Origin of the sequence: Nocardia sp. NPDC058058 (assembly GCF_042885355.1) — a bacterium.
Taxonomy (GTDB): domain Bacteria; phylum Actinomycetota; class Actinomycetes; order Mycobacteriales; family Mycobacteriaceae; genus Nocardia.
In genome coordinates this window covers 852,128-875,165 of the sequence record NZ_JBHVSA010000003.1, presented here as the reverse complement: position 1 = coordinate 875,165, position 23,038 = coordinate 852,128, and the positions used below count along the sequence as shown (strand labels likewise).

Here is a 23,038-nt window from a genome sequence, read left to right as displayed (position 1 = left end):
CCTCCCGAAGGTGCGGTGACGCTACCACGAAATAGAACTCGTTCCGGCTGCCACATCTTGTCGCACGTCTCGAACCATAGTACTGTCCGGACACATGTCCAAAGCAGGTCTGGGCAGGTATTCCGGGAAGGATTTCCAATGACACAGGTCAAGCCGCGGCGGGTCTCCGGGGGCGCGGGCGAACACGGGCACCTGGAGGAGTTCCGGACCGATCCGATCGAGCTCATGCGGCGCGTGCGGCAGGAGTGCGGCGATGTCGGATCCTTCGAACTCGCCGGTCGCGATGTGATTCTGCTGTCGGGGGCCGAGGCGAACGAATTCTTCTTCCGCGCAAGCGATGAGGATCTCGATCAGGGCGCGGCGTACCCGTTCATGAAGCCGATCTTCGGGGAGGGGGTGGTGTTCGACGCGCCGCCCGAGCGCCGCAAGGAGATGCTGCACAATCAGGCGCTGCGCGGGGATCACATGCGTGGGCACGCGGTCACCATTGCCCGCGAGGTCGACCAGATGCTCTCCCGCTGGGACGACGAGGGTGAGATCGATCTGCTCGAATTCTTTGCCGAGCTGACCATTTACACCTCGTCTGCCTGTTTGATCGGGGTCAAGTTCCGCAATCAACTCGACTCCCGGTTCGCGCATCTGTATCACGAGCTGGAACAGGGCACCGACGCACTCGCGTATGTGGATCCCTACGCTCCGATCGACAGTTTCCGTCGGCGCGACGAGGCTCGCGTCAAACTGGTGGAGTTGGTGCAGGCGATCATGGATGAGCGCACGGCGAACCCGCCGACCGGCAAGGACGAGCGCGATATGCTCGACATCCTGATCTCGGTGCCGAATGAGGATGGCACGCCGCGGTTTTCGGCCAGTGAGATCACCGGCATCTTCATCTCGATGATGTTCGCCGGGCACCACACCACGTCGGGGACCGCGGCCTGGACGATCATCGAATTGCTGCGCCACCCCGAGACGCTGGCGGGGGTCGTGGCCGAACTCGACGAGCTGTACGCCGACGGCTCGGAGGTCAGTCATCATGCGCTGCGCCAGATTCCGCAGTTGGAGGCCTCGCTGAAGGAGGCATTGCGGCTGCATCCGCCGCTGATCATCCTCATGCGCATCGCGCGCGGCGAGTTCGAGGTGTGCGGAAACCGTATCGCGCCAGGCGATATGGTCGCCGCGACGCCCGCGATCTCCAATCGGATCGCCGAGGATTTCCCGGAGCCGGACGCCTTCGATCCCGCCCGCTACCTCGATCCGCGTCAGGATGACATCGTCAACCGCTGGACCTGGATTCCCTTCGGCGCCGGTCGGCATCGCTGCGTCGGCGCGCCGTTCGCGCTCATGCAGCTCAAGGCGATCTTCTCGATTCTGTTGCGGGACTGGGAATTCGAGCTCGCCCAGCCGTCGGACAGCTACCGCAACGACCACTCCAAGATGGTGGTGCAGCTGCAACAGCCGTGTCGCGTCCGCTATCGCCGTCGACAGCGCTAGTCCCCCGGTCCACAATGACGTCGGCCTTTCAGGAGGAAGCTGTGCCCGCGCCGTCCATCCCCACCGGATTCGATTTCACCGATCCGGCGCTCTGGGAATCTCGAAAACCCGTGCGCGAGTTCGCCGAACTGCGCCGCACCGCACCGGTGTGGTGGAACGCCCAGACCGATGAGAACTCCGGCGGATTCCGCGACGGCGGGTACTGGGTCGTCACCAAACATGAGGACATCAAGGCGATTTCGCGCAATGCCGAGCTCTTCTCGGCGCAGCGCAAGGGATCTGTCATTCGATTGCCCGGTGCGGTGACCGTGGATCAGATCGAGCTCACCGGCGCACTGCTGTTGAATATGGATCCGCCCAAGCACACCAAGATTCGGCGCATCATCTCCAAAGGGTTCACCCCGCGCGCGGTCGAAGGGCTGCGCGCCGCCCTGACCGAACGGGCGGCGGCCATCGTGCACGCGGCCAAGCGCGATGGCAGTGGCGATTTCGTCGAGCAGGTGGCATGCGAGTTGCCGTTGCAGGCCATCGCCGAACTCATCGGCGTCCCACAGGCCGACCGCCGCAAGCTGTTCGAGTGGTCCAACATGATGCTCAACTACGACGATCCCGAATACGGCGACGCCACCACCACCGACGCCTCGACCACCGCGTCGGTGGAATTGCTCGGCTACTCCTGGAATCTGGCCGAGCAGCGCCGCGCCGATCCGGTCGACGATATCGTCAGTCAGCTCGTGCATGCCGACCTCGACGGAGAAGCGCTGGGATCGGACGAGTTCGGGTTCTTCGTGATCCTGCTCGCGGTCGCGGGGAACGAGACCACCCGCAATGCCATCACGCACGGCATGAAGGCATTCATCGACAATCCGGACCAGTGGGAGCTCTATCGGCGGCAGCGCCCGCGCACCGCACCCGATGAGATCGTGCGCTGGGCGACCCCGGTGACGGTGTTCCAGCGCACCGCGACCGCCGATACCGAGCTCAGCGGACAACGGATCCGCGCGGGAGAGCGACTCGGATTGTTCTACGGCTCAGCCAATTTCGACGAAGAGGCGTTCGGGAACCCCTTCGACTTCGATATCCTGCGCGACCCGAACCCGCACCTGGCCTTCGGCGGCACCGGAGCGCACTACTGCGTCGGGGCGAACCTGGCGCGCCTCGAGATCGACCTGATGTTCAATGCCATCGCCGATGCCATGCCCAACCTGTCCCAGCTCGCCGAGCCGCAGCGACTGCGCTCTGGTTGGATCAACGGCATCAAACACTGGCAAGTCCGGTATGACTGAGGCACAGCAGAATTGACGACATTGAAGGAGACCACCCGATGAAAACCCGCCTCGCCTGCCCCTGCGGCGAATACATCCGCGGCACCGACGAAGAGGACCTGGTGACGAAAACCCAGGCACACCTGGCCGAGAAGCACCCGGACCACAACTACACCCGCGACGAAATCCTGTTCATCGCTTACTGACCGGATGCCCCGGCTTCAGGTTCGCCACGTCACCATAACGAAGGACCGCTGCGCCATGACGTGATGCACCGGCCGCGTCCGGACTGACCAGCAGGCCTTCATGGTCACCGAAATCGCTGCGGTGCATTATCTTTCCAGCGAACCAAGCCGAGGCCGCCGCCAGGATCGGCAGCCGGTGAGGTCCCTCGTACCATTCACAATGCTCGAATTTGTCTATCTCCGGACCTGTTTCGGTACCGAATAGCTCAGCGATGGCGAGAGCATCAGCGGTGAGCAGGTGGACCGCCACATGCGTCGCGCCTCCCGCGACGCGATACGTGTCATTGGCTTTGGAGAGACAGACCAGAAACCGCCGGGGTTCGATGCTGGCCTGAGAAGCAAACCCGACCAGACAACCCGAGCGTTGCCCGTCAGCCACGGTGGTGACCACCCACATCGGGTAATCGGACTGTGCCACAACAGCATCGAAGTCCGCGTTCACTGCTTCCGCTGAACCAGGCATTGCAGGTCACCGATCCCTTCCAGCCGTTCGAACGGTCGCACCCGGTGTGCGGCCGGGAACGGTGTCGCCATTGACACCGCCTCATCAACCCGAGGGTCTTCCTCACGCCCTACCGATTCTGATGGGCGCGCTGGCGCTGTTCCTCCAACTCGGCCGCCGAACGCTCCTTCTCAGCCTCGGCCTCCTTCTTGGCGGCATCGCGCTGCGCCTTTTGAGCAGCTCATGGCACCGCAGTCACTCCGTCAAGGTCAGGGTCACGGTGAAATCCCCGTTCGTGGGCTGTGCCATGTCCGGCTCCTGACCGTCATCGAGCGTTGGGGGCGATGCTCGCTGAACTCAGTCATGACCCGGGTGATTGCTCAGCCAGTACCCGCCAGCATCGCTTTCAATCGCACCGGCTCGGTCCGATCATCGATATGTTCGTTCGCGAGCGGGTAGCCCCTCGATGTCCATCAATCGAGTGGAGGGGCCGGGGTATGACCCGATTCGGATACACCCTGATGACCGAGCAGAGTGGGCCGCGCGAACTGGTGCGCTATGCCGTCGCCGCCGAGCGGGCGGGGTTCGATTTTCTGGTCAGCAGCGATCACTATTCGCCGTGGCTCGAGGAGCAGGGTCATGCGCCGCACGCGTGGACGATGCTCGGAGCCGTCGCGCAGGCGACCGAGCGCATCCCGTTCATGACCTACGTGACCTGCCCGACCATGCGCTATCACCCCGCGGTCGTCGCGCAGCAGGCCGCGACCCTGCAGATTCTCGCCGAAGGCCGATTCACCCTCGGGTTGGGCAGCGGTGAGAGCCTCAACGAGCATGTCGTCGGGGCGGGATGGCCGGGTCTCGACGAACGTCAGGATCGGCTCGAGGAGGCGATCGGCCTCATTCGCGAGCTGTTCTCCGGGAAGACCGTGAGTCGGCACGGACACTGGTATCGGGTCGATGCCGCCAAACTCTGGGACCTGCCCCGTGAGCCGGTGCCACTCGCGGTCGCGGTGTCCGGGGCGCGGTCGGTGCGGCGCTTCGCCGAGCTGGCCGATGAGATGATCACCACCGATCCCGATGCGGAACTGGTCCGGGCGTGGCATAGCGCGCGATCCGGCGCGCCGACGACCCGGGTGACGGGTCAGTTGCCGATCAGCTGGGATACCGACCGCGACAAGGCGATTGCGCGCGCACACGAACAGTTTCGATGGTTCTCGGGCGGCTGGGACGTCAACTCGAATCTGCCCACGCCGGCCGCTTTCGCCGCCGCGACGCAGTTCGTCCGTCCGCAGGATGTGGCGGACTCGCTCGCCTGCGGTCCTGATCTCGATGCGATTGTCGCCGCGGTACGTCCGTATCAGGACGCCGGATTCACCGACCTCGCCCTGGTCCAGATCGGTGACGAACAGCAGGATCGATTCCTCGCCGAGGCCGTCGGTCCGTTGCTGGCGAAACTCCGCGCCGCAGACGGTGTGAATGTTTGAAATCGATTCCAGTGGGCATGTGCGCTATGACGACCCCGGTGGGTGCACGCGGCTCCGCAATACCGATCCACTGGAAATCCCGAAAAGCAGCCCCTGCGAGGAGGGACATGTCCATCGAGCGCAACAACACGACCGACGATGCCGGAATTCCGGTTCCCAGTGACGAGCATTCGCTGACCGTCGGACCCGACGGACCGATTCTGCTGCACGATGCCTATCTGATCGAGAAGATGGCGCAGTTCAATCGTGAGCGCGTACCCGAGCGGCAACCGCATGCCAAAGGCGGTGGAGCGTTCGGTGTCTTCGAGGTGACCCACGACGTCAGCGCCTTCACGCGCGCCGATTTCCTGCAACCGGGTAAGAAGACCGAGGTGCTGGCCCGATTCTCCACGGTGGCGGGCGAGCGCGGCAGCCCGGATACCTGGCGTGATCCACGCGGATTCGCGCTCAAGTTCTATACCGAAGACGGCAATTTCGATATGGTCGGCAACAACACCCCGGTGTTCTTCGTGCGTGACCCGATGAAATTCCAGGACTTCATCCGCTCACAGAAGCGGCGGGCCGACAACAATCTCCGCGATCACGATATGCAGTGGGATTTCTGGACGCTGTCACCGGAATCCGCGCATCAGGTGACCTGGCTGATGGGAGACCGCGGCATCCCCCGCACCTGGCGTCATATGAACGGTTACTCCAGCCATACCTATCTCTGGTACAACGCGGCAGGCGAACGATTCTGGGTGAAATACCACTTCAAGACCGATCAGGGCATCGAGTTCTTCACCCAGGACGAGGGCGACCAAATGGCCGCCATGGACACCGACTATCACACGCGAGATCTGTTCGAGCACATCGCTTCCGGCGAATACCCGAGCTGGACGCTGCACATGCAGATCATGCCGTTCGAGGACGCGAAAACGTATCGGTTCAACCCCTTCGACCTGACCAAGGTCTGGCCGCACGACGACTATCCCCTCATCGAGGTCGGGCGTATGACCTTGAACCGCAACCCCTCCGACTATCACACCGAAATCGAGCAGGCGGCCTTCGAGCCAAGCAACGCCGTCCCCGGCACCGGGCCCAGCCCCGACAAGATGCTGCTCGGCCGCTGGTTCTCCTACCCGGACGCTCATCGCCATCGCATCGGCGCGAATTACAAACTGCTGCCCGTGAATTCGCCGCACGCCGCGCCCGCCCGCTCGTACTCCAAGGACGGGCAGATGCGCTACACCAATGTCTCCGATCCGGTGTACGTACCGAACTCGAAGGGCGGCCCGCACGCGGATCCCGAAGCGTCCGGACCGGTGGCAGGCTGGCACACCGACGGTGAAATGGTGCGCACCGCATACACTTTGCGGTCTGCCGATGACGATTGGGGCCAGGCGGGCACCATGGTTCGCACCGTCCTCGACGACGCCGCGCGGGAGCGGCTGGTCGACAATATCGTCGGACACCTGCTCAACGGGGTCGGTGCCGATGTGCTGACCCGGGCGTTCGAATACTGGCGCAATGTCGACAAGAGTCTCGGCGACCGGATCGAGGCCGGTGTGCAGGCCAAGCAGGATGAGCTCGATCCCAAAGCCGAGCAGCAGGCGAATCCCGCCCGCTCCGGAGCGCAGATGAAGGCATAGCCGAAAGCGGCTCCGCCGGAACGCATTCGACGGTCTCCCGCAGACAATCAGGTTCTGCGGGAGATGAACATGATGTATTCGCAGGGGTCGCCGGTTCGGTTGGCGAAGCCGTGGTCGGCGTCGGCCCGCATGAACAGGGAATCGCCCGCGTTCAGGGTTTCGGTGAGTCCGCCGATCAAGACGGTGAGGGTGCCCGCGAGCACCATGAGTTGTTTCTCAGTACCCGGCGGATTCGCGGGCAGCAGACCGGTGGAGATCTGGGCCGGGAGATAGTGGACGATCATCTCGGCGGCGCCCGCGCCCGGGACAGGTGAGGCCATATGGCGCTCGAAACCTGTTTCCGGGTCGCGGAATACGGCGCGTTCGTTCCTGCGCATGACAACGGCCACGCCGGATGCGGCAGTCGATCCACCGATCAGATCAGAGAGTGACGCGTCGAGCGCGTGGGCGATCTTGGAGGCGACGCCGATCGTCGGACTCTTTTCTCCGCGTTCGACTTTGGAGAGCATCGCACGGCTGACCGAGGAGCGGGTGGACAGCTGCTCGAGTGTCAGGCCCGCGTCCTCGCGGCGGCGGCGCAGGTTGATGCCGAACGCACCGGCGAGGTCGTCATCGTGCTGCGGGTCGAGCGCGTTGTCGTCTTGCTCGGTCACCGGACTCCTAGATCGATGGATGTGGGCACCGTTCACAGTGTATGGTTCTTCTAAAGAAGATACAGTCTTCTATTGAAGACACACGATTCGCATCCACCTGATGGAGTTTCCATGCGTTTGATCTCGGCCGGCCAGCATCATGCCCGCTTCGAATTCGGTGAGCTGCAAGTGATCTCGCTGCGAGACGGATACATCGACATGCCGCCGACGCGCCTGCGCGACGGGGAAGGACGCCCACTCCCCCAGGTGCCGGTCGCCGTGCCACTCATCGGCGACAACCTGCGACTATCGGTCAACGCCTTCTATGTCACCGATGGCACGCGGTCAGTTCTCGTCGACACCGGCGCGTCCGACAACTGGCACGACCCGACCATGGGATTGATCTACAAGGCGCTCGACGAAGCAGGCGTCGACCGCGCCGAGATCACCGATGTGGCAATCACCCATAACCATGAAGACCACGTGAGCGGCCTGATCGCGCCGGACGGTTCGGAGGCTTTCACCAAGCTCGAGCGGGTATGGATCGGCGCGGGCGACGCCGCAGTGTTCACCGGACGCCTCGAGCCGATCCGCGACCGCGTTATACCCGTATCGGAGCAGGTGGCGCTCAACGACTGGACCACCGCGATCCCGACCCCGGGCCACACCCCCGGCCACACCGTCTACGAAATCACCAGCAGCGCAGGCCATCTCCTCATCTGGGGTGACACCGTGCATGTCCCGACGCTGCAATTCGATCAGCCGAAGGTGTCCTGGGAGTTCGACGGCGACCAATCCCAGGCGCGAGCCGCTCGAGCAATTCTGCTCGAGCAGCTAACCCGCCCAAACTATTTCGTCGCCGGAGCCCACCTCGACTCCCCCGGCATCGCCCGTGTTTCCCCCTCCGGCGAAGGCTACGCACTGGAATACCTCGCCACACCGATCGACTGATCGAATCAGGGAACGTCGTTCACGAGCTGCAGAGTGATCGCGTCTCGAAATGTCCTGTTCTTCAACACTTTCCAGCACGGAAGCGCTATTTGTCAGGCCAGGTTCCCGTCAGTCGCTGATAGCCCGATGCGCCGGCGCGGTCGATGGAGGCTTTCACCAAGCCGAAGATCGCACCCTGCAACGCCGCCGCCACCAGCACCTCTTGCCAGCTGTAATTCCGCGCCGTGGCGCGCGGGGCCTGGTCCTCACCGCTGACCCGTCGCCAGATCTGAGTGAACGCAGCGTTCGCCGCGATCCCGCCGAGCACCCCGATCAGCATGCCGATGGGTCTGTACAACGTATTCACGCGCGCCTCCGCTTCGAGACTAACCAGAACACTACGACACCGGAAATCGCCGCGGCCGCAACGGGAATCGGGTTGCGGCGCACGATCGCGGCCGCCTGTAGGCCCCGCGTGAGCACCGGGTCGGGCGTTTTGGCCACCGCCGTGTCCGCGGCCTGGACGGCCTGTGCCCGTACCTGCCCGGCGACAGCACGCGCTTGCTCTCCTACGTCGGCGGCGCGCTCCCGGGCGGTCTGCGCGGCCTCGTGCACCTTGTCCTCCGCGCGTGCCCGCACATCGGCCTTATCGCTCAGTTCCGAGACCGCTCTGGCTCGATCGCGATCCCGTCGTACACGGTCGAGTTCGTCCGAACCGTGCGATTCCACCGGGTCATTCATCGACGCCCCTGTTCCTTGATGGTTTGTACGTTCGGTGGCGTTACCCGGCGAAGTCGATGCGAAACGACGCGCACGGACGGGTTCCGTCAGTGGTGTTCCGGTATGCCCTCGCTCCCACTGAAACTCGCTTCACCCGAGTCGACGAGGCCGAGGGTCGAAAGTGGGCGCGGGGTAACCACATTGGTGAGATAGGAGAGCGTGATGGCCCACCGATTGACGCCGCGAGATACTGCGAAGGTGTGATAGGCCCGGGTGATCGCCTTCGCGGGGAATCCCGATAGATGAAGGCCCAGCGGGTTCGCGACCGCGAAGCGCGGTCCGAGGTCGACGACCAGACCCATATCGCGGTGCCGGTACGGTTTCGCCACACCCACGCCCAGACTGGCGGCGACATTTCGGGCCAACGCCTTGCCTTGTCGGATCGCGTGCTGCGCGGTCGGCGGGGTGATTTTGCCCGGGTTGGTGATATCGGGAACCGCCGCCGCGTCGCCACCGGCGAAGACATCGGGATGAGCGGGGACTCGCAGCGAAGTATCCACGACCAGCCGTCCGCGTTCCATCGGAAGATCCAGGCCCGCGAGCAGCGGGGCTCCGGTCACCCCGGTGACCCAGGCGACGGTGTGCGCGGGAACGACCGTGCCATCGGTGAGTACGACCTCGTGATCGTTCAGCTCTTTCAGCGAGGTCTGCAAGCGGATATCGATGCCACGATCACGCAAGACGCTCAAAGCCTTGTCCCCCAACCGATCACCCACCTCGGGCATCACACGGTCGGCGGTATCCAGCAGCAGAAAACGAATTTCCGATGGGTCGTAGCCGCGACGCTCCGCGTACGCATCACCCAGCGCTCGCAGCTGGGCGATGAGTTCTGTTCCGGCGTAAGAGGCGCCGACCACCACCGCCGTGCGCCGCGCCTGGCGTATCGCGGGATCGGTTTCGTAGTCGGCCAATTCGAGTTGGCGCAGGAAATGCTCGCGCAGATACACCGCCTCGGCGATGGTCTTGAGGCCGCGTGCGTGCTCGGTCAAGCCGGGTACGTCGAACAGCCTGGTGACCGAGCCGGGGGTGAGAACTAGTCGGTCCCAAGACAATTCGGTGGGTTGGCCATCACCGACCACCGTGAGGGTCTTGCCCGGCAGATCGACCGCTTCGACCTTCCCGATCACCAACTTGACCCTAGGCAACGTATCCGTCAACGAGATGGCGACGAACCGCGGATCGATCAGTCCGCCCGCCACATCGGGCAGCAATGGCGTGTACAGGTGATAGTCGGTGGGCGTGACGAGTACGACCTCGGTGTCTTCATTCGCTCGGCCCAGTATTCGGCAAAGCCTTCTGGCACAGGTGAATCCAGCGAATCCGCTGCCCACGATCACCACACGCCGCGGTCCTGCGATCTTGTCAACCATCACCTGAGTTACCCCGTTCAGCTCGACTCTCCAGGCCTTTCCCTCAACACCGGACATGAAACAAGCGCTCGCCGGTGCAGGATCCCGCACGAACGGGGGCTACTGGTCGACCGGCTCGGCCCCGCGCCACCGGTGGCGTCCGGTAGCGACCGCACCCACCAGCGGGAGTTCACATGTGGGTGCGTCGAGCAGACCGCGCAGGTAGAGACAGAACACATCGATCGAGCCGTAGCGGAACAGAATCTCACCAACCAGATTTCGCACACTCGCTTCGAGAACCGGTTCCATTCGATCGTCTCCTCGAGATCACCGCTGTGGTCAGAGCACGCGCTTGGTCCTGCCGAGCGAACCCAGGCAAGCGCGGCATTCCACCATTGGCGCCATCGCAAACATCGGGCAAAGGAATTGGTAGTAGTGCGCCCGGAAAGCCTGCCGAAACGGTGATCGGGTTCGACGCACGGAGCCGAGCGCAGGGGCTGATCCCGGCCGAGGATGACATAGTTCTACTGTGAGCAATCAAAAGGGTGAGCTGGTCGTTGATGCTCGCACCCTCGGGTCGACGGTGGTTTTATCCGCGTGCGGCGAAGTCGATGTCATCACCGCGCCGAAATTGTCGGCTGCCATAGCCGAGGCGGTGGCCACGAATCCGGCGGTGCTCGTAATCGATCTCACCGGGGTGGGATTCATCGGCTCGGCGGGGTTGAGTGTGCTGGTCGCGGCATGGGAGTCGGGAATGAACCCGAGAATGAAGGTGGTCGCCTCCAGGCAGGTTCGGCGCCCCATGGAAGTAATCGGCCTCGACACTGTTCTCGATGTCTACGAGACGGTGGCGCAGGCGCTCGGCAGCGATTGATCGGTTACCGGCACGAATTGTCGCGTCGTGGTCGAAAGTTCGGGCCGAAAAGCCCAAGAATCACAGCCGGGCGATGATCTCGTGTGCGACAGCCGTGGTGCCGGCCAAGTTCGGGTGCACGCTCCCCACGGCACTGGCCAAACCTCCCGGGGCGGTCAACGGATCGAGCAGGCCATTGACCCACGGAGCGACCGCGCACGCGGAATGCGCGTCGGCATTGGGCGCAGCGATCGCTTTCGCGCCGGTCTCGTTCGCCGCACGCGCGGTCGCGTCCACGAGCCCGTCATAGGTTCGGCGGATGTCCGCAGCCTGCGCGGCGGTCATCGTCAGCGCCGAACATGTTGTGCCACTTGAATCTAGCGCGGGCAGGTACTGCACCAGCAGCACGGTTGCCTGCGGCGCACGCTCCTCGATCGCGCTCACCACCGCGATGATCGAACTCTCGACAGCGTCGAAGTCATCACGCGTGCGCGCCTTCGCACCGGCCACCGATTCGCAGAACGCCGGAACACTCGCGAGCAACCGCCCACACGCACTCGCCTTGATCATCGAACCGGCCAGCCCAAGATCGTTCCCGCCAATGGTGACGGTCACCAGCCGCGTGCGCTCGGTGACGGCGTCCAACTGCACGGGTACGGTCCTGCCACCAGCCAGCGACTGCGGCGTCCGCAAAATATTCGCCGTGGTCGCACCCGCACAGGTGACATCAACCAATTCCAGCCCCGCTGACGCCGCAACCTGGTGCGGGTAGTTATGCGCCGACCGCGCACACCCGCCATCCACCATGTCGGGCAGCCCCGGCCCCGAGGCATAGGAACTACCAAGCGCGACATACTGCGCACCACTCGGAAGCTCTCGAGCACTCACATACCCGGGGCACACCATCGCCATCAGAGCGCCCACACAACCGGCGGTCAGCAACGTGCGTCGCAGCACGGCAGTCTCCTTCTACGGTTCACAGTGTGGCGCAGCCAGGCTCGACAAAACAGGACAAAGCGCACGCGCGAGCGTCGAACAGTCAGGTGCGGAGGCTGATCCTACGGGAAGCATTCAACACAACGATTCAGGCAGACTCGAACCCATGTCGATACCCTCGATCGCCACAGATATCGTCGAGTCCTACCTCGCACTGGCCGATGCTGAAGCCCCCGGTTTGATCGAAGGTCTCTACCTCGAAGGGTCCCTGGCGCTGGGGGATTTCCGCCCCGGGGCGAGCGATATCGACTTCGTCGCGGTGACCGCGGCACCACCGAATGCCGTGGATACGGCCGCACTGGAACGAATCCACGCCAAACTCCGTCAGCAGAGTCGTCGACCGTTCTTCGATGGGACCTATCTCACCTGGCATGACCTCACCGCAGGCCCGACTTCGGCTATCGGCCGACCTACCGTCCTCGAAGGGCAAATGCAATCGAAATCCCCTGCAAGCCAACAGTCCCCGGTCACCTGGCATACGCTCGCCGAGCACGGGGTCGCACTGCGCGGACCGGCAATCGACGACCTCGGCATATGGACCGACCCTGCCGCTCTCGCAGCCTGGCAGAACCGCAACCTCGACGCCTACTGGGCGACCGGTCTATCTCGTGCAGCGCGGCTCATCAGCAAACCCGGACTCGGCCTACTCAGCGATTTCGGTACCGTCTGGACGGTCACCGGCATCTCCCGCCTCCACTACACCCTCGCGACCGGCAAAATCACGTCGAAAGACGGCGCTGCCCGCCACGCCCTCGACACCTTCCCCATCCGCTGGCACCGCATCATCAACGAAGCACTCCGCTTGCGCCGCAACGACTCCCGAACACCCCTCTACCGAACCCCACTCGCCCGCAGGCGTGACACACTCGCCTTCGGCCACATGGCGATCGCCGACGCTCACGCCATCTTCGATCGATCCTGACCACAGGGCCCGGGAACTCCGGGGACGAGCATTCAGCGTTTGCGGGCACGGGCCTGTTTGGTGAGTTCGGTTATCTGGGCAGGGCGGTGCGAATTGTTGAGTTCGGCCACCAGTTCATCCGGGCACAATTCGTATAGGTCGCCCCACCATCGGGAGGCCTTGTTGTCCCACACGCGATAGCCGCCTGGCACGCCGCGTGTGACGTACCGTCGTCGAGCCATACGCGAATCGTAATGGTGTACCGCGACTTTGGGGATCGTGGCCTATTCGTGGTCATCCCAGTCGATCAGCTGTTCGTATGCGGCCAGGCCGGTCAGAGCGACTGGATCTTCGCGGTAGTCGTGTTTGGCTTGGTTCAGGAATTGCTTGACTTCTTCGAAATGCTGGCTGCCGTAGTCGCCGGGGTAACGTTGGTCGGGTTCGGACGGGGGAGCCCAGCGCAGGCCGTGCGCGGTGATGAAGTCATTGATTGCGGTGAGTTGGTGCAGGGGTAGAGTCAGTTCTGGCAGTTGGTCGGCGTAGATTTCAGCGGCCGTTGAACTTTGGCCGAATACTCCTTGAAACTGTTGCTGCGGTGACTGATTCGATGCCGAGGCGCTGTTGGCGATGGTATCCCACACGGGCTGGGCTATCAGGGCGAAGGCGATGGCGTCACCATCCAAAACCGTTGACGCGGGATAGAAGTCGTCGACAAAGCTCAGGTGGGTGCGTTCGATGAGCTGGAGCAAGCCCTCGATATCGACGTCCGCGCCGAACTCCTCGGCGTCGTTGACCTGATTCTCGGCGAAGAACCTGCCGACCCGATGCTGCTCCACGAAATATCGCACGATCAGGTCGGTGTTGAGGTCCTCTTCCACACCGTCGATACCGCCGAGGCGGTCGTAGGTTCCCGTAATACCCAGCGCAATCGGCCGATACTCCGCGCCACGGCGGTGCAACACCACCGCCGTGGCATCGACCGGCTTCAAGCTGACGCCGGTGACCATGCAATTGCAGTCGTAGAAACCCACTGTGCCCAAACCATTTCCGTGTGACGGGTGATCCCTGGACGATATCGGAACCGATTGCCGTCAGTTCCCGAGGCGCTGCGCCAGCGAGACGATAATGCCTTCGGGGCCACGCACGTAGGCCATGCGCCAGCTGCCCTCGTACTCGCCGATGCCACCGACCAGGGAGTAGCCGTCCGCGGTGACGTGCTCCACCGCGGCGTGCAGATCCTCGACCTGGAAGGCGATGTTGCGCAGGCCCAGCTCGTTGGCAGGTGCCGCCGGGGAGCCCGGAAGGTGTTGCGGGCGTACGAAGCTCGACAGTTCGAGGGTTGTTCCACCGCCGGGTGCTCGCAGCATGACGATCTCGGTGGCGGCGCCGGTGGTGCCGATCACCGTATCCAGGAACTCACCTTCGACGGCCATCTTGCCGTCCGCTTCGAGGCCGAGACCGACGAAGAACGCCGTCACGGCGTCGATATCGGCGACGGTGATACCGATGTGGTCGAAGCGCTGAATGAAGCTCATCAGAAGTCTCCTGCGTTTCTCGAGGCGATATCCCAGAGCGTAGCACTCAGAGTTCCCTAAGGGAACTCCAAACTGGGTCGAGCGATGTCATGGACGGCCGGTTCGGTGGACGGGAGATTCGGTGAACGGCGTCTCGGGCGCAGATGCGCCCAGTGCAGCAGGCCCACCCCGGCGACGCCGGCCGTCGCGGTGGACAGGCCGATCTGCCAGCCCGGCGGCATCCAGGTGAGCGTCAGGTCGGCTTGATCCGCGCCGGCTGGGATGTCGACCGCCAGGAAGGTCCCCGCAAGAGTGGTGTAGGCGATCTCTGTGCCGTTCAAGGTGATTCGATGTCCGGGCCAGGCCAGGCGAGAGAAGACGACGCGGCCGCCGGAGGGTGAGGTAACCCGGGTGTGCGAGGTGGCACCATCGATGGAAGTCGCCCCGATAGTGACGTTCTCGGCATGTGCGATATCGCCACCGGTCGCGGAGATCGGGCCGTTCTCGCGCTCCAGGACCGCGATGAACTGCTCGTGGCCGGGGTAAGCCACCCATTTCCAGCCCGGTACCGGGTCATCATGACCCGCGTTCGGATACTGGGCGCGATGCAGGACAACACGATCGACCTTCATCAGATCGACAATGCGTGCACCCGTGGATGATTCGATATCGAAGGCGCGGCGGGCCGCGTCGGGGCAGGTACTCCCATCCCATGCCATGCACAGCAGCGCACTGAAGGCCGCGTGCCCGACCGGGGTGTAGGCGTTCACATAGCGCGGGCCTACCGCCTTGGCATAGCTGCCGATCGACAGCGACCCATAGGCGCGATCCAGGCTGCGATCCGCGGGCGCGATGAGCGCGCGGTCCGCGAGTTGCAGTGTGAGCCCGGGGAATTCAGGGAAGGCCGCAGCCATATCGGAGCGCTTCGCCGGGAAGTTGTATGACATCGGCGTGCTCGGCGCGGCTTCTACCTGCGTGAAGGCGATGGGGAACATGGCGAGCATGGTCAGCACGCAGACCAGCGCGGTCCCCCGGGTGCGGGCCGCCCACACCACCATCGCGCCGAGCACGGCGAGCGTCACCACCGCGAGCAGATGCCGGTGCCACAGATCCGGTGCGGCGGAAAGGGATCGGACGAACAGCAGGCCGATCAGCACGGACGCCGCGATCCCCCGGCGGCGCACGGACGCGAAAGTGCCATGGCGACTGAGCAATACGCACACCAGCACCAGCAGTCCGGCCGCCACCAGCGGCAATACCCGGGCGGGCCAGCGCAGCGGCCCGATCGCGCCGGGACCGGCCGTCCACATCAGCATCCCGCCCGCGAACACCGCTATCCCGCTGTACGCGCGCGCGTTCGGCCACACCTGCCGCCAATCGATGAAGGCGAGCGCGGGAATCAGGAACCACGCGATGTACACCATGGGTAGCGGCTGTACGAATCCCCACCACCCCTCGAAAGCCGGTGTGGTGCTCGGCAAACTGGCGTTCAGCGACTCCGACCACGGCACCGTCAGCAGTGATTCGTTGCGAATCCGCGCATCACCGCGCCAGGTCACCTGCGAGGACAGCAGCAATGGCAGGTTCGCGATCAGTCCGGCCAGTCCCGCGCACCCCGCCGCCAACGCGAGCCGTCCCGGCCCCGCCCAATCACGTTGGTGGATCAGCTCACCCGCCACCACCGCCAGAATCATCAGTGCCGCTTCGACTCCGGGGAACACGTACTGAATCGTCAAGGTCAGCCACAAAAAGACAAATACCGGAATCGGCCCGCTCTTACCGCGCGCGTACAGCACCGCCGATGCCCAGGCGTGCAGCAACCAGGTCGTGCCCGTCTGCGAGGTGAACCAGCTGGCCTGATCGAAGAACAGAAACCACCCGCTCAATGGAAACGCGACGCCCGCGACGGCAGCCCACCGCGGTGCGGCCCCGTATGCGAGGCAGACCCGGTACACCCCGAGCCCGGCGATCATCGAGAACCCCAGTTTGACCACGGTGGCGTACACCGCGAGGTTGTCCACCGACGGCGCGATCAGGTACACCAGCAATTGCGGCGGATTGAACAGCGCCGCCTCTTCGAGCGAATAGTTCCCCGCCATCCACTCCCAGGGCACCAGCCCCGGAAACCGCCCCGCGCGCAACTCATTTCCAAGCAGCACCCACATCGGCGCGTACTGCGCCTCGGTGTCATCGGTGTAGTAGTGCCGTGCGTCCGCCAGCAGTACCGCCACGTATCCCGCCACCACGCCCAGCATGGTGACGACTCCCCACATCCGGACATCTCTCCGCGGCTCGATCTCCGCGCCAAACCTCACGAGCCCGGGACGCTAAGGCATTCCGGTGAACAGAACACGATCTCCCGATGCACATCTGGACACCGATCAGCTACCCCAGCCGCAGTCGACTCCGCTGCCCTCCGGGACAGCTCCCAACTTCACGCGAGGTAGGCGGCATGCGCGAGAAGTTCGGTGTCGTGACCGGAGGGGCGCGAGAGCAGCAGACCTGAAGCCGGACCGACAGCGGACGTTCGGATCGGGAGGGTGATGCCGCACGCGCCCAGGTAACTCAGGGCCATCGTGGTGCGCAGGGTGGAGGCGTTCACGCTGTCGTAGTGGATCGGATCGGTCAGCGCGGACAGAAGCGGGGGCGCGTGGCGCACGGTCGGGCACAGCAGGGTCGCACCGTCGAGTTCGGCGGCGAAGTCGGCACGTAATGCGCACATGGCGGCGTAGACCGGACCGAGGAAATCGGCTGTGTGCGCATTGCTTTCGAGGCGACGGCGGGTGGCGGGCTCGATCGGGAGCGTGGAATCGAGACGGTGGCGATGCAGGCGGTGCGCTTCCGCGCCGACGATGGTGCCGTGGCTGTCCATCAGCTTCTGGGCCGTGTCCAGCGATGGGATGGTACGGACTCGGACATCGGTTGCGGCACCGCGTATTTCGGCGATCGCGGACTGGAAATCGGCGGCGATCTCGGGTGCGAGGTCCTCGGTCCATTCCCCGGCGGGGATCACGAATCGGCGGGTTCGCGGAGGGTCGTATTGTTCGGCGGGGGCGAAAACACGATCCAGGGCGATGATGTCGCCGACGCTGGTGGCGAACAGGCCGACACTGTCGAGTGTTGTCGATAGCGGCGCGAAGTCGTTGACGCCGTATCGCCCCGGAGTCGCGCGGTAGCCGATGATTCCGCAGTAGGCGGCGGGGACACGGACCGATCCGGAGGTGTCGGTGCCGACGGCGAGCGGGACGATGCCGCGCGCCACCGCAACCGCCGATCCGGACGACGATCCGCCCGGAACCCGTTCCGGGTCAACAGGATTGATGGGCGAGCCGAAGTACCGGTTCAATCCCAGTCCGGAGAAGGCGAATTCGCTGAGGTTGGCTTTGCCGATGGTGATCAGGCCGCTGTCGTGAGCACGACGGACCAGATGACTGTCGACGGCGGCGGGCGCGTCGTGCACGTGGCTGGCCGAGCCGGCGGTGGTGACGGTGCCCTGGACGTCGAAGACGTCCTTCCACGCGATGGGGATGCCGTCGAGTCCGCCGCGTGCCGCACCGCGGGCGCGGCGGCGGTCGGCGGCGTCGGCTTGGTATCGGGCGCGGTCGGCGGTGAGCGCGAGCAGCACGCCCGTCGCATCCGGTTGCCCCGCACGATCGATGGCCGCGGCGGCCAGCTGCGCCGAGGTCGTGTCACCCGCTGCGAGCGCCCGGCTCATTTCTGTGGCGGTGGTCATACAGCGCAACCATACTGAGCCCTATTCCCGCTCGGTGATGGTGAAACATCCACCCTCTGCGCCATACGCTGTGCACTCATCCATATCGGCGTGCTCGCGGATTCGGTTGACTGACTCCCATGACATTGCTGAGCTATCCGGAGCCGGTGACCATACCGGCCGGGCGGGCCCGATCGGTGGTCGTGCGGGCCGGGGAACGCTTGCGGATCACCGATATCGACGGCGGACAGGTGGGTGATGTATTCGCCTACAACGCGGACGATCTCACCGAGTATCACAGCGCCTCGCACACCCGGACCCATACGGCACGGTTGTTCCCCGCACTCGGGGAAGCGTTCGTGACCAATCGACGGCGGCCGATCCTGACCTATGCGGACGACACCTCCCCTGGTGTGCACGACATGCTGATCGCCGCGTGCGATCCGGAACGCTATGCGGCATACGGGGATCCGGATCATGCCAGCTGCGCGGACAACCTCACACAGGCCCTGACAGCGCTGGGATACGCCCCGCCGCTGGTCATTCCGCAACCCATCAATGTTTTCATGCGCATTCCGGTCGCGGCGGACGACAGCCTGACCTGGCTCGAGGCCACCACCGCGCCCGGCGACGCCATCACCTTCCGCGCCGAAATGGATTGCCTGGTGGTGGTTTCCGCGTGCCCCCAAGACCACAACCCCATCAACGGAGCTCGGCCCACGCCATTGGCGCTGACCGTCCTGTCCCCAGTTACCGAGGAGAAGCGATGACCACCACCGAACTCACCCACCCCGCGCTCGCCCCGACCGGCCTGGACACGCTGGACCTGCGCAATCGATTCGCCGTCGCGCCGATGACGCGGATCTCGGCGACCCCGGACGGCACGCCCACCGAGCAGATGGCCGAGTACTACCGCGCCTATGCCGCGGGCGGATTCGGCCTGATCATCAGCGAGGGGATCTATCCCGACGCCGCGCATAGCCAGGGCTACTTCAATCAGCCCGGACTGGTGACCGACGAGCACATCGCCGGATGGCGCACCGTGGTCGACGCCGTCCACGCGGCGGGATCGCCGATCATCGCCCAGCTCATGCACGCCGGGGCGATCTCGCAGGGCAATGCGCGCGGCCACGAGACCATCGGCCCGTCCGCGGTGGCACCGCGCGGGCAGATGATGGTCGACTACGGCGGCGCCGGCGGCGCGTGGGCCGCGCCCCGCGAAATGACCGCGAGTGATATCGACAGCGTCGTAGCGGGTTTCGTCACCGCGGCGCGGAACGCGCGTGCGGCCGGATTCGACGGTGTCGAAATCCACGGCGCGAACGGCTATCTGCTCGATCAGTTCCTCACCGACTACACCAACGAGCGCACCGACGAATACGGCGGTTCGGTGGAAAACCGGATCCGGCTCACCGCGCGGGTGCTGCACGCGATCCGCGAGGCGCTCGGCGACTTCCCGGTCGGCGTGCGGCTCTCGCAGACCAAGGTCAACGATTTCGTGTACCGCTGGCCCGGTGGCGAAGCCGACGCGCGAATCATCTTCTCCGCCTTGCGTACCGCGAGCTACCTGCATATCGCCAGCGAGGGCCGCAACTTCCTGGAGACCGCCAAGCTCGCCAGTGGCACCACCGTGACCCGGTTGGCGCGCGAGGTGTCGGGCCGCCCGGTGATCGCCAATGGCGGCATGCACAATCTGTCCCAGGCCGCCGATGTGCTCGACGGCGGGCACGCGGATGTGCTGTCGCTCGGCACCGGCGCGCTCGCCAATCCGGACCTGCCGCGCCGCGTCGAGACCGGCGCGGAACTGGCCGCGTTCGATCATGAGATGCTGCACCCCATGGCAAACCTGGACAGCACCGCGGCCTGGCGCGAACGCGTCGGCGCATGAGCATCTGGACCCGTGGCGCGGCCGCGGTGGCGACGCTGACCTTCGACGTGGATGCGGAAACTCCCATCCTCGCCGAGGGTCGGCGCTACGCCGAACAGCCGATGGTGATGTCGCATCAGTCGTACGGGCCCGATGTGGGCGTACCGCGCATCCTCGACCTGCTCGACGAGATGAGCATCCCCGCAACGTTTTTCGTGCCCGGGTGGGTCGCCGAACAGCGGCCCGGCCTGGCCGCCTCGATCGTCGAGCGCGGGCATGAGGTGGCGCACCACTCCTACAGTCACCGGCCACCGACTTCGCTCCCCCCGGGAGCCGAGCGCGCCGATTTCGAACGCGCCCTGGATGTATTCACCGCACAGGGCATCGATATCGTCGGGCATCGTGCGGCCATGTGGAGCGCCAGCCTCGAAACGCACTCCCTGGTAAGGGAATACGGTCTGCATTACGACTCGTCACTGATGGGCGATGATCGGCCATACCACGTGGACACCCCACTCGGCCGGGTGGTGGAACTACCCGTGCACTGGTCCCTCGACGACTGGGAGCAGTACGCCTACCTGCCCGAACCACGCATCGGCTCGGTCATCGAATCCCCGGTCAAGGTCGAGGAAATGTGGCGCGCCGAACTCGACGGTATGCGGCACTACCACTGCCTGTTCAACCTCTGCATGCACCCGTTCCTCACCGGCCGCCCGGGCCGAATGCTGGCCCTGCGCAATCTGATCGCCTACGCGCAGGAGCAGGGCGACGTCACCTTCGCCCGCTGCCGCGACGTAGCGGAATGGGCACGCGAGGACACCGACACCCCGACCCGTCCCCTGCCGACCTACGACATCGACGAGTCCGTCTACCCGCATTAGCCGAATCCTTTTGTGGCACAGTTCAGACGGGCGGGACCAGGTCGCTCGCGCTGACGGTGCAGGTCAGTGGCGGGTAGGTGAAATCGGTTTCGTTGTTCTCGCGGCGGCGGAGTTGGAAGAACTCACGCTGCTGGTCGTCGTCGGCGAGGGTGAGGGGTATGTCCTGCGGCAGGTACGGGTGTCCCTCGCGGAAGTGGATGACGGTCTTCGAGGTCCGGAAGGTCACGCCCAGCCAGTCGTTCTCCGCCGCGCGGGCGGACGGTTCCAGCACGATCTTGTGCTCGAGTCGGCGATTCGCGGCGGTGGAGAGGACGACAACTCCGTTGTGGGCCAAGGGGATTTCGAGCTGTTCGGTGGATCCCTTGGGTGCGACGATCAGTTTTCTCGGCGGGTCGGGTTCGGGGTGCCGATAGCATGAGAACACGGCGATGAAGGAGTCATTGGCCAGGTCGAGGGCCTGGTCCGAATGGCTGCCCATGGTGGCGTAGGCGTTGGTGTACGTCTCGATGAGGGCGTTGTTGAATGCAAACGGGAGGTCCGCCCGAGCCTGAATCTGTTGTGCCAGCACCTCGTGCACCGATCGGAAGCGCTGGGCCGGGCTGGCGTATCGGGTGGTCGTGCGGACGAGCGGAATACCGCCCGCCGCATCGGTTTTGACGAGCGTGGCTCCGCGACGGCCCTTGCCCAACTCCTCCCACAGCACCGACGCGGAGAGTTCGGCGAACAGATCCCGGTCGGAAGGCAGTGTGTACGAGGCGATCTCGTCGCGGAATCTAGGCTCGGGGAGCAACGTAGTCTCCCGTGTTCATGCTGAACAGAAAGCGATCGCCGTAGTCGATGAAGGATGCGGTGCGGTTCTCCTCGGCATACAGTCCGCGCAGCTCGTCCATGCCGTCCTCGGTGGGAGGACCGAGCTCCACCAGCTCGCCGTCCCGGGCGAGGAAGGTCCGGCCGTCCTTGTGCACGGCTTCGGTGTTCGAGCAGCGCACCACATATCCCAGGCGGGTCGGCAACAGCTCCGCGTCCAGCATCGAGGGCCGGATCTCGTGGGTGTACAGGCGGTTGGTGGACAGCGGCATGAAGAACACCGAACCGGGATAGAGGGTCACGGTGAATGTTGCGGGCAGTCCGTCACGCTCTTCGACCGAATCCTTCAGGCGGAAACGCAGACTCGTCAGCCCGCTGGCGTTCTTCACACCGAGGTCGAACGCGTCTCCGGCCATGGGCCGCAGCTTGTCCAGCCCGTCATAGAACGTGCAGAAGGCCATGATGCCGTTGACGGGCATATCCTTGGTCTTGTCGGCGTGCGCCGAGATCTTCGCTTTGGATTGCTTGCGTTCGGGCGTGGCCCGGGTGTTGTGATAGATCTGTGCCAGCACATGATTGAGCGGTGCATGGCCTTCGAAAATGCCGGCGGCCGCACGATTCAGCGCCTCGACGATGCTCGTATCGGTGGCGCGGAAGGTCTCGGTCGGGCCCGAGAGGTTCGTGGAGCAGCGCAGTAACCGGAAGTGCAGGTCCGTGCCTCGGCGGGTGACCGGGGTCAGATAGATGCCGCTCCGGTGGGCGGTCCCGGGCTTGGTCGACTCGGTCAGCGACTGGAATTCGTGCTCCGCCTGGATTCGCCCGAAGTGGTCGGCACCGAGATCGAAGAAGCGGCGATACAGCACCCCGGCCTCGTGCACGTGGATCGGAACCCGGCCGAGGTCGATGAAGGCCCACGATTCGTCGCCGTTCTCCCGAAAACCGTGCGACAGCTCCCGAATGACGAAAACGCGTCCCGCCGCGCGCAGGTGGCGGTCATCGATCTCCGCCGCATCACCGCACACGTAGACGGTCTTCTCCGCGAGATCGCCTGCACCGCTGGCGAACTCCGCCGGTGTGAGCACGGACCCGAAGAACTCCCCGACCAAGGCGTTCTCCCGCAATGCCTCGGGCGCAACCAAGATATTGCCCGTGTCATCGATTCGAGCTTCGGTCGTGTGCATCTGGCCATCCTCCCCTACAGCGCCTCCGAAAATAGCCGCAGCCGAGGTCGTAGCGCCACCGAGTTAGGACCGACCGT

General features: G+C 64.6%; 25 protein-coding genes and 1 pseudogene. 11 read left to right on the top strand and 15 right to left on the bottom strand.

What is annotated here, in order from left to right:
• Nucleotides 1-138 precede the first annotated feature (138 nt).
• The 3 genes from ACFVUS_RS27620 to ACFVUS_RS27610 are packed head-to-tail and all read left to right on the top strand — an operon-like array spanning nucleotide 139 to nucleotide 2,962.
• Nucleotides 139-1,491, top strand: coding sequence for a cytochrome P450 (locus ACFVUS_RS27620; RefSeq protein ID WP_387772477.1), 1,353 nt, complete (start codon nucleotides 139-141; stop codon nucleotides 1,489-1,491).
• A 41-nt stretch (nucleotides 1,492-1,532) separates the two neighbouring features.
• A complete protein-coding gene (locus ACFVUS_RS27615; RefSeq protein WP_387772474.1) occupies nucleotides 1,533-2,777 on the top strand; it encodes a cytochrome P450 in 1,245 nt (414 codons plus the stop codon).
• Between the two features lie 38 nt (nucleotides 2,778-2,815).
• On the top strand, nucleotides 2,816-2,962 hold the full coding sequence (locus ACFVUS_RS27610; protein WP_387772471.1) for a DUF1059 domain-containing protein: 147 nt from the start codon (nucleotides 2,816-2,818) through the stop codon (nucleotides 2,960-2,962).
• Here the strand turns inward: ACFVUS_RS27610 and ACFVUS_RS27605 are convergent.
• Together ACFVUS_RS27605 and ACFVUS_RS27600 are read right to left on the bottom strand one after the other, a co-directional pair.
• Nucleotides 2,949-3,464, bottom strand: coding sequence for a flavin reductase family protein (locus ACFVUS_RS27605; RefSeq protein WP_387772468.1), 516 nt, complete (start codon nucleotides 3,462-3,464; stop codon nucleotides 2,949-2,951). The two genes, ACFVUS_RS27610 and ACFVUS_RS27605, sit on opposite strands and share 14 nt — an antisense overlap.
• Nucleotides 3,465-3,573: 109 nt before the next feature.
• Nucleotides 3,574-3,672: pseudogene (locus ACFVUS_RS27600) on the bottom strand (CsbD family protein); the annotation flags it as partial.
• Between the two features lie 268 nt (nucleotides 3,673-3,940).
• On the opposite strand from ACFVUS_RS27600, the gene ACFVUS_RS27595 reads away from it, so the two are divergent.
• Both ACFVUS_RS27595 and ACFVUS_RS27590 read left to right on the top strand, forming a co-directional pair.
• Nucleotides 3,941-4,927 (top strand): TIGR03557 family F420-dependent LLM class oxidoreductase, encoded by a 987-nt coding sequence (locus tag ACFVUS_RS27595; protein ID WP_387772465.1) that lies wholly within the window; start codon nucleotides 3,941-3,943, stop codon nucleotides 4,925-4,927.
• Between the two features lie 107 nt (nucleotides 4,928-5,034).
• Nucleotides 5,035-6,558, top strand: a complete 1,524-nt coding sequence (locus ACFVUS_RS27590; RefSeq protein ID WP_387772462.1) for a catalase — start codon at nucleotides 5,035-5,037, stop codon at nucleotides 6,556-6,558.
• Nucleotides 6,559-6,605: 47 nt separating this feature from the next.
• Here ACFVUS_RS27590 and ACFVUS_RS27585 read toward each other — a convergent pair whose 3' ends face one another.
• Entirely contained in the window at nucleotides 6,606-7,211 is a 606-nt protein-coding gene (locus tag ACFVUS_RS27585; protein WP_387772459.1) for a helix-turn-helix domain-containing protein, read from the bottom strand.
• A 111-nt stretch (nucleotides 7,212-7,322) separates the two neighbouring features.
• Here ACFVUS_RS27585 and ACFVUS_RS27580 point away from each other — a divergent pair, with 111 nt between their 5' ends.
• On the top strand, nucleotides 7,323-8,141 hold the full coding sequence (locus ACFVUS_RS27580; protein ID WP_387772456.1) for an MBL fold metallo-hydrolase: 819 nt from the start codon (nucleotides 7,323-7,325) through the stop codon (nucleotides 8,139-8,141).
• Nucleotides 8,142-8,226: 85 nt separating this feature from the next.
• On the opposite strand, the gene ACFVUS_RS27575 is transcribed toward ACFVUS_RS27580, so the two are convergent.
• From ACFVUS_RS27575 to ACFVUS_RS27560, 4 genes are all read right to left on the bottom strand, one after another.
• Nucleotides 8,227-8,487 carry a DUF4235 domain-containing protein gene (locus tag ACFVUS_RS27575; protein WP_387772453.1) on the bottom strand — a complete coding sequence of 87 codons (261 nt, stop codon included), beginning with the start codon at nucleotides 8,485-8,487 and terminating at the stop codon, nucleotides 8,227-8,229.
• Nucleotides 8,484-8,861, bottom strand: coding sequence for a hypothetical protein (locus tag ACFVUS_RS27570; protein WP_387772450.1), 378 nt, complete (start codon nucleotides 8,859-8,861; stop codon nucleotides 8,484-8,486). Before ACFVUS_RS27570 ends, ACFVUS_RS27575 begins: the two co-directional genes overlap by 4 nt.
• A gap of 86 nt (nucleotides 8,862-8,947) precedes the next feature.
• Nucleotides 8,948-10,270 carry an NAD(P)/FAD-dependent oxidoreductase gene (locus ACFVUS_RS27565; protein ID WP_387772447.1) on the bottom strand — a complete coding sequence of 441 codons (1,323 nt, stop codon included), beginning with the start codon at nucleotides 10,268-10,270 and terminating at the stop codon, nucleotides 8,948-8,950.
• Between the two features lie 99 nt (nucleotides 10,271-10,369).
• Entirely contained in the window at nucleotides 10,370-10,558 is a 189-nt protein-coding gene (locus tag ACFVUS_RS27560) for a hypothetical protein (protein WP_387772444.1), read from the bottom strand.
• 220 nt (nucleotides 10,559-10,778) lie between these two features.
• Here ACFVUS_RS27560 and ACFVUS_RS27555 point away from each other — a divergent pair, with 220 nt between their 5' ends.
• On the top strand, nucleotides 10,779-11,123 hold the full coding sequence (locus ACFVUS_RS27555; protein WP_387772441.1) for an STAS domain-containing protein: 345 nt from the start codon (nucleotides 10,779-10,781) through the stop codon (nucleotides 11,121-11,123).
• A gap of 60 nt (nucleotides 11,124-11,183) precedes the next feature.
• On the opposite strand, the gene ACFVUS_RS27550 is transcribed toward ACFVUS_RS27555, so the two are convergent.
• A complete protein-coding gene (locus ACFVUS_RS27550; protein ID WP_387772438.1) occupies nucleotides 11,184-12,044 on the bottom strand; it encodes an SGNH/GDSL hydrolase family protein in 861 nt (286 codons plus the stop codon).
• A gap of 1 nt (nucleotide 12,045) precedes the next feature.
• Here ACFVUS_RS27550 and ACFVUS_RS27545 point away from each other — a divergent pair, with 1 nt between their 5' ends.
• Nucleotides 12,046-13,020: an aminoglycoside adenylyltransferase domain-containing protein gene (locus ACFVUS_RS27545; RefSeq protein WP_387772435.1), complete on the top strand. Its 975-nt coding sequence runs from the start codon at nucleotides 12,046-12,048 to the stop codon at nucleotides 13,018-13,020.
• A gap of 32 nt (nucleotides 13,021-13,052) precedes the next feature.
• On the opposite strand, the gene ACFVUS_RS27540 is transcribed toward ACFVUS_RS27545, so the two are convergent.
• From ACFVUS_RS27540 to ACFVUS_RS27520, 5 genes are all read right to left on the bottom strand, one after another.
• Nucleotides 13,053-13,241 carry a hypothetical protein gene (locus ACFVUS_RS27540; protein WP_387772432.1) on the bottom strand — a complete coding sequence of 63 codons (189 nt, stop codon included), beginning with the start codon at nucleotides 13,239-13,241 and terminating at the stop codon, nucleotides 13,053-13,055.
• Nucleotides 13,242-13,283: 42 nt separating this feature from the next.
• Nucleotides 13,284-14,030: a hypothetical protein gene (locus tag ACFVUS_RS27535; RefSeq protein WP_387772429.1), complete on the bottom strand. Its 747-nt coding sequence runs from the start codon at nucleotides 14,028-14,030 to the stop codon at nucleotides 13,284-13,286.
• Nucleotides 14,031-14,090: 60 nt separating this feature from the next.
• Complete coding sequence (locus tag ACFVUS_RS27530; protein ID WP_387772426.1) at nucleotides 14,091-14,534, bottom strand: VOC family protein; 444 nt, start codon at nucleotides 14,532-14,534, stop codon at nucleotides 14,091-14,093.
• Between the two features lie 56 nt (nucleotides 14,535-14,590).
• Entirely contained in the window at nucleotides 14,591-16,786 is a 2,196-nt protein-coding gene (locus ACFVUS_RS27525) for a hypothetical protein (protein ID WP_387772423.1), read from the bottom strand.
• 161 nt (nucleotides 16,787-16,947) lie between these two features.
• Nucleotides 16,948-18,246, bottom strand: a complete 1,299-nt coding sequence (locus ACFVUS_RS27520) for an amidase family protein (RefSeq protein WP_387772420.1) — start codon at nucleotides 18,244-18,246, stop codon at nucleotides 16,948-16,950.
• 119 nt (nucleotides 18,247-18,365) lie between these two features.
• On the opposite strand from ACFVUS_RS27520, the gene ACFVUS_RS27515 reads away from it, so the two are divergent.
• Genes ACFVUS_RS27515 through ACFVUS_RS27505 form a run of 3 tightly spaced genes read left to right on the top strand, consistent with a single transcriptional unit; the run spans nucleotide 18,366 to nucleotide 20,973 of the window.
• Entirely contained in the window at nucleotides 18,366-18,995 is a 630-nt protein-coding gene (locus ACFVUS_RS27515; RefSeq protein ID WP_387772417.1) for a DUF1989 domain-containing protein, read from the top strand.
• Nucleotides 18,992-20,113 (top strand): NADH:flavin oxidoreductase, encoded by a 1,122-nt coding sequence (locus ACFVUS_RS27510; protein ID WP_387772414.1) that lies wholly within the window; start codon nucleotides 18,992-18,994, stop codon nucleotides 20,111-20,113. Before ACFVUS_RS27515 ends, ACFVUS_RS27510 begins: the two co-directional genes overlap by 4 nt.
• A complete protein-coding gene (locus tag ACFVUS_RS27505; protein ID WP_387772411.1) occupies nucleotides 20,110-20,973 on the top strand; it encodes a polysaccharide deacetylase in 864 nt (287 codons plus the stop codon). Before ACFVUS_RS27510 ends, ACFVUS_RS27505 begins: the two co-directional genes overlap by 4 nt.
• Nucleotides 20,974-20,995: 22 nt before the next feature.
• Here the strand turns inward: ACFVUS_RS27505 and ACFVUS_RS27500 are convergent, their stop codons facing one another.
• Nucleotides 20,996-21,763: a hypothetical protein gene (locus ACFVUS_RS27500; RefSeq protein WP_387772408.1), complete on the bottom strand. Its 768-nt coding sequence runs from the start codon at nucleotides 21,761-21,763 to the stop codon at nucleotides 20,996-20,998.
• Nucleotides 21,747-22,961 carry a hypothetical protein gene (locus ACFVUS_RS27495; protein ID WP_387772405.1) on the bottom strand — a complete coding sequence of 405 codons (1,215 nt, stop codon included), beginning with the start codon at nucleotides 22,959-22,961 and terminating at the stop codon, nucleotides 21,747-21,749. The genes ACFVUS_RS27500 and ACFVUS_RS27495 overlap by 17 nt, the downstream gene beginning before the upstream one ends.
• Nucleotides 22,962-23,038 lie beyond the last annotated feature (77 nt).

Bases quoted from the DNA above. Each gene is read 5' to 3' on its own strand.
- ACFVUS_RS27620 (WP_387772477.1), top strand. From the start codon at position 139: ATGACACAGGTCAAGCCGCGGCGGGTCTCCGGGGGCGCGGGCGAACAC.
- ACFVUS_RS27610 (WP_387772471.1), top strand. From the start codon at position 2,816: ATGAAAACCCGCCTCGCCTGCCCCTGCGGCGAATACATCCGCGGCACC.
- ACFVUS_RS27605 (WP_387772468.1), bottom strand. From the start codon at position 3,464: ATGCCTGGTTCAGCGGAAGCAGTGAACGCGGACTTCGATGCTGTTGTG.
- ACFVUS_RS27595 (WP_387772465.1), top strand. From the start codon at position 3,941: ATGACCCGATTCGGATACACCCTGATGACCGAGCAGAGTGGGCCGCGC.
- ACFVUS_RS27590 (WP_387772462.1), top strand. From the start codon at position 5,035: ATGTCCATCGAGCGCAACAACACGACCGACGATGCCGGAATTCCGGTT.
- ACFVUS_RS27580 (WP_387772456.1), top strand. From the start codon at position 7,323: ATGCGTTTGATCTCGGCCGGCCAGCATCATGCCCGCTTCGAATTCGGT.
- ACFVUS_RS27570 (WP_387772450.1), bottom strand. From the start codon at position 8,861: ATGAATGACCCGGTGGAATCGCACGGTTCGGACGAACTCGACCGTGTA.
- ACFVUS_RS27565 (WP_387772447.1), bottom strand. From the start codon at position 10,270: ATGGTTGACAAGATCGCAGGACCGCGGCGTGTGGTGATCGTGGGCAGC.
- ACFVUS_RS27560 (WP_387772444.1), bottom strand. From the start codon at position 10,558: ATGGAACCGGTTCTCGAAGCGAGTGTGCGAAATCTGGTTGGTGAGATT.
- ACFVUS_RS27540 (WP_387772432.1), bottom strand. From the start codon at position 13,241: ATGGCTCGACGACGGTACGTCACACGCGGCGTGCCAGGCGGCTATCGC.
- ACFVUS_RS27530 (WP_387772426.1), bottom strand. From the start codon at position 14,534: ATGAGCTTCATTCAGCGCTTCGACCACATCGGTATCACCGTCGCCGAT.
- ACFVUS_RS27525 (WP_387772423.1), bottom strand. From the start codon at position 16,786: ATGTGGGGAGTCGTCACCATGCTGGGCGTGGTGGCGGGATACGTGGCG.
- ACFVUS_RS27520 (WP_387772420.1), bottom strand. From the start codon at position 18,246: ATGACCACCGCCACAGAAATGAGCCGGGCGCTCGCAGCGGGTGACACG.
- ACFVUS_RS27515 (WP_387772417.1), top strand. From the start codon at position 18,366: ATGACATTGCTGAGCTATCCGGAGCCGGTGACCATACCGGCCGGGCGG.
- ACFVUS_RS27510 (WP_387772414.1), top strand. From the start codon at position 18,992: ATGACCACCACCGAACTCACCCACCCCGCGCTCGCCCCGACCGGCCTG.
- ACFVUS_RS27505 (WP_387772411.1), top strand. From the start codon at position 20,110: ATGAGCATCTGGACCCGTGGCGCGGCCGCGGTGGCGACGCTGACCTTC.
- ACFVUS_RS27495 (WP_387772405.1), bottom strand. From the start codon at position 22,961: ATGCACACGACCGAAGCTCGAATCGATGACACGGGCAATATCTTGGTT.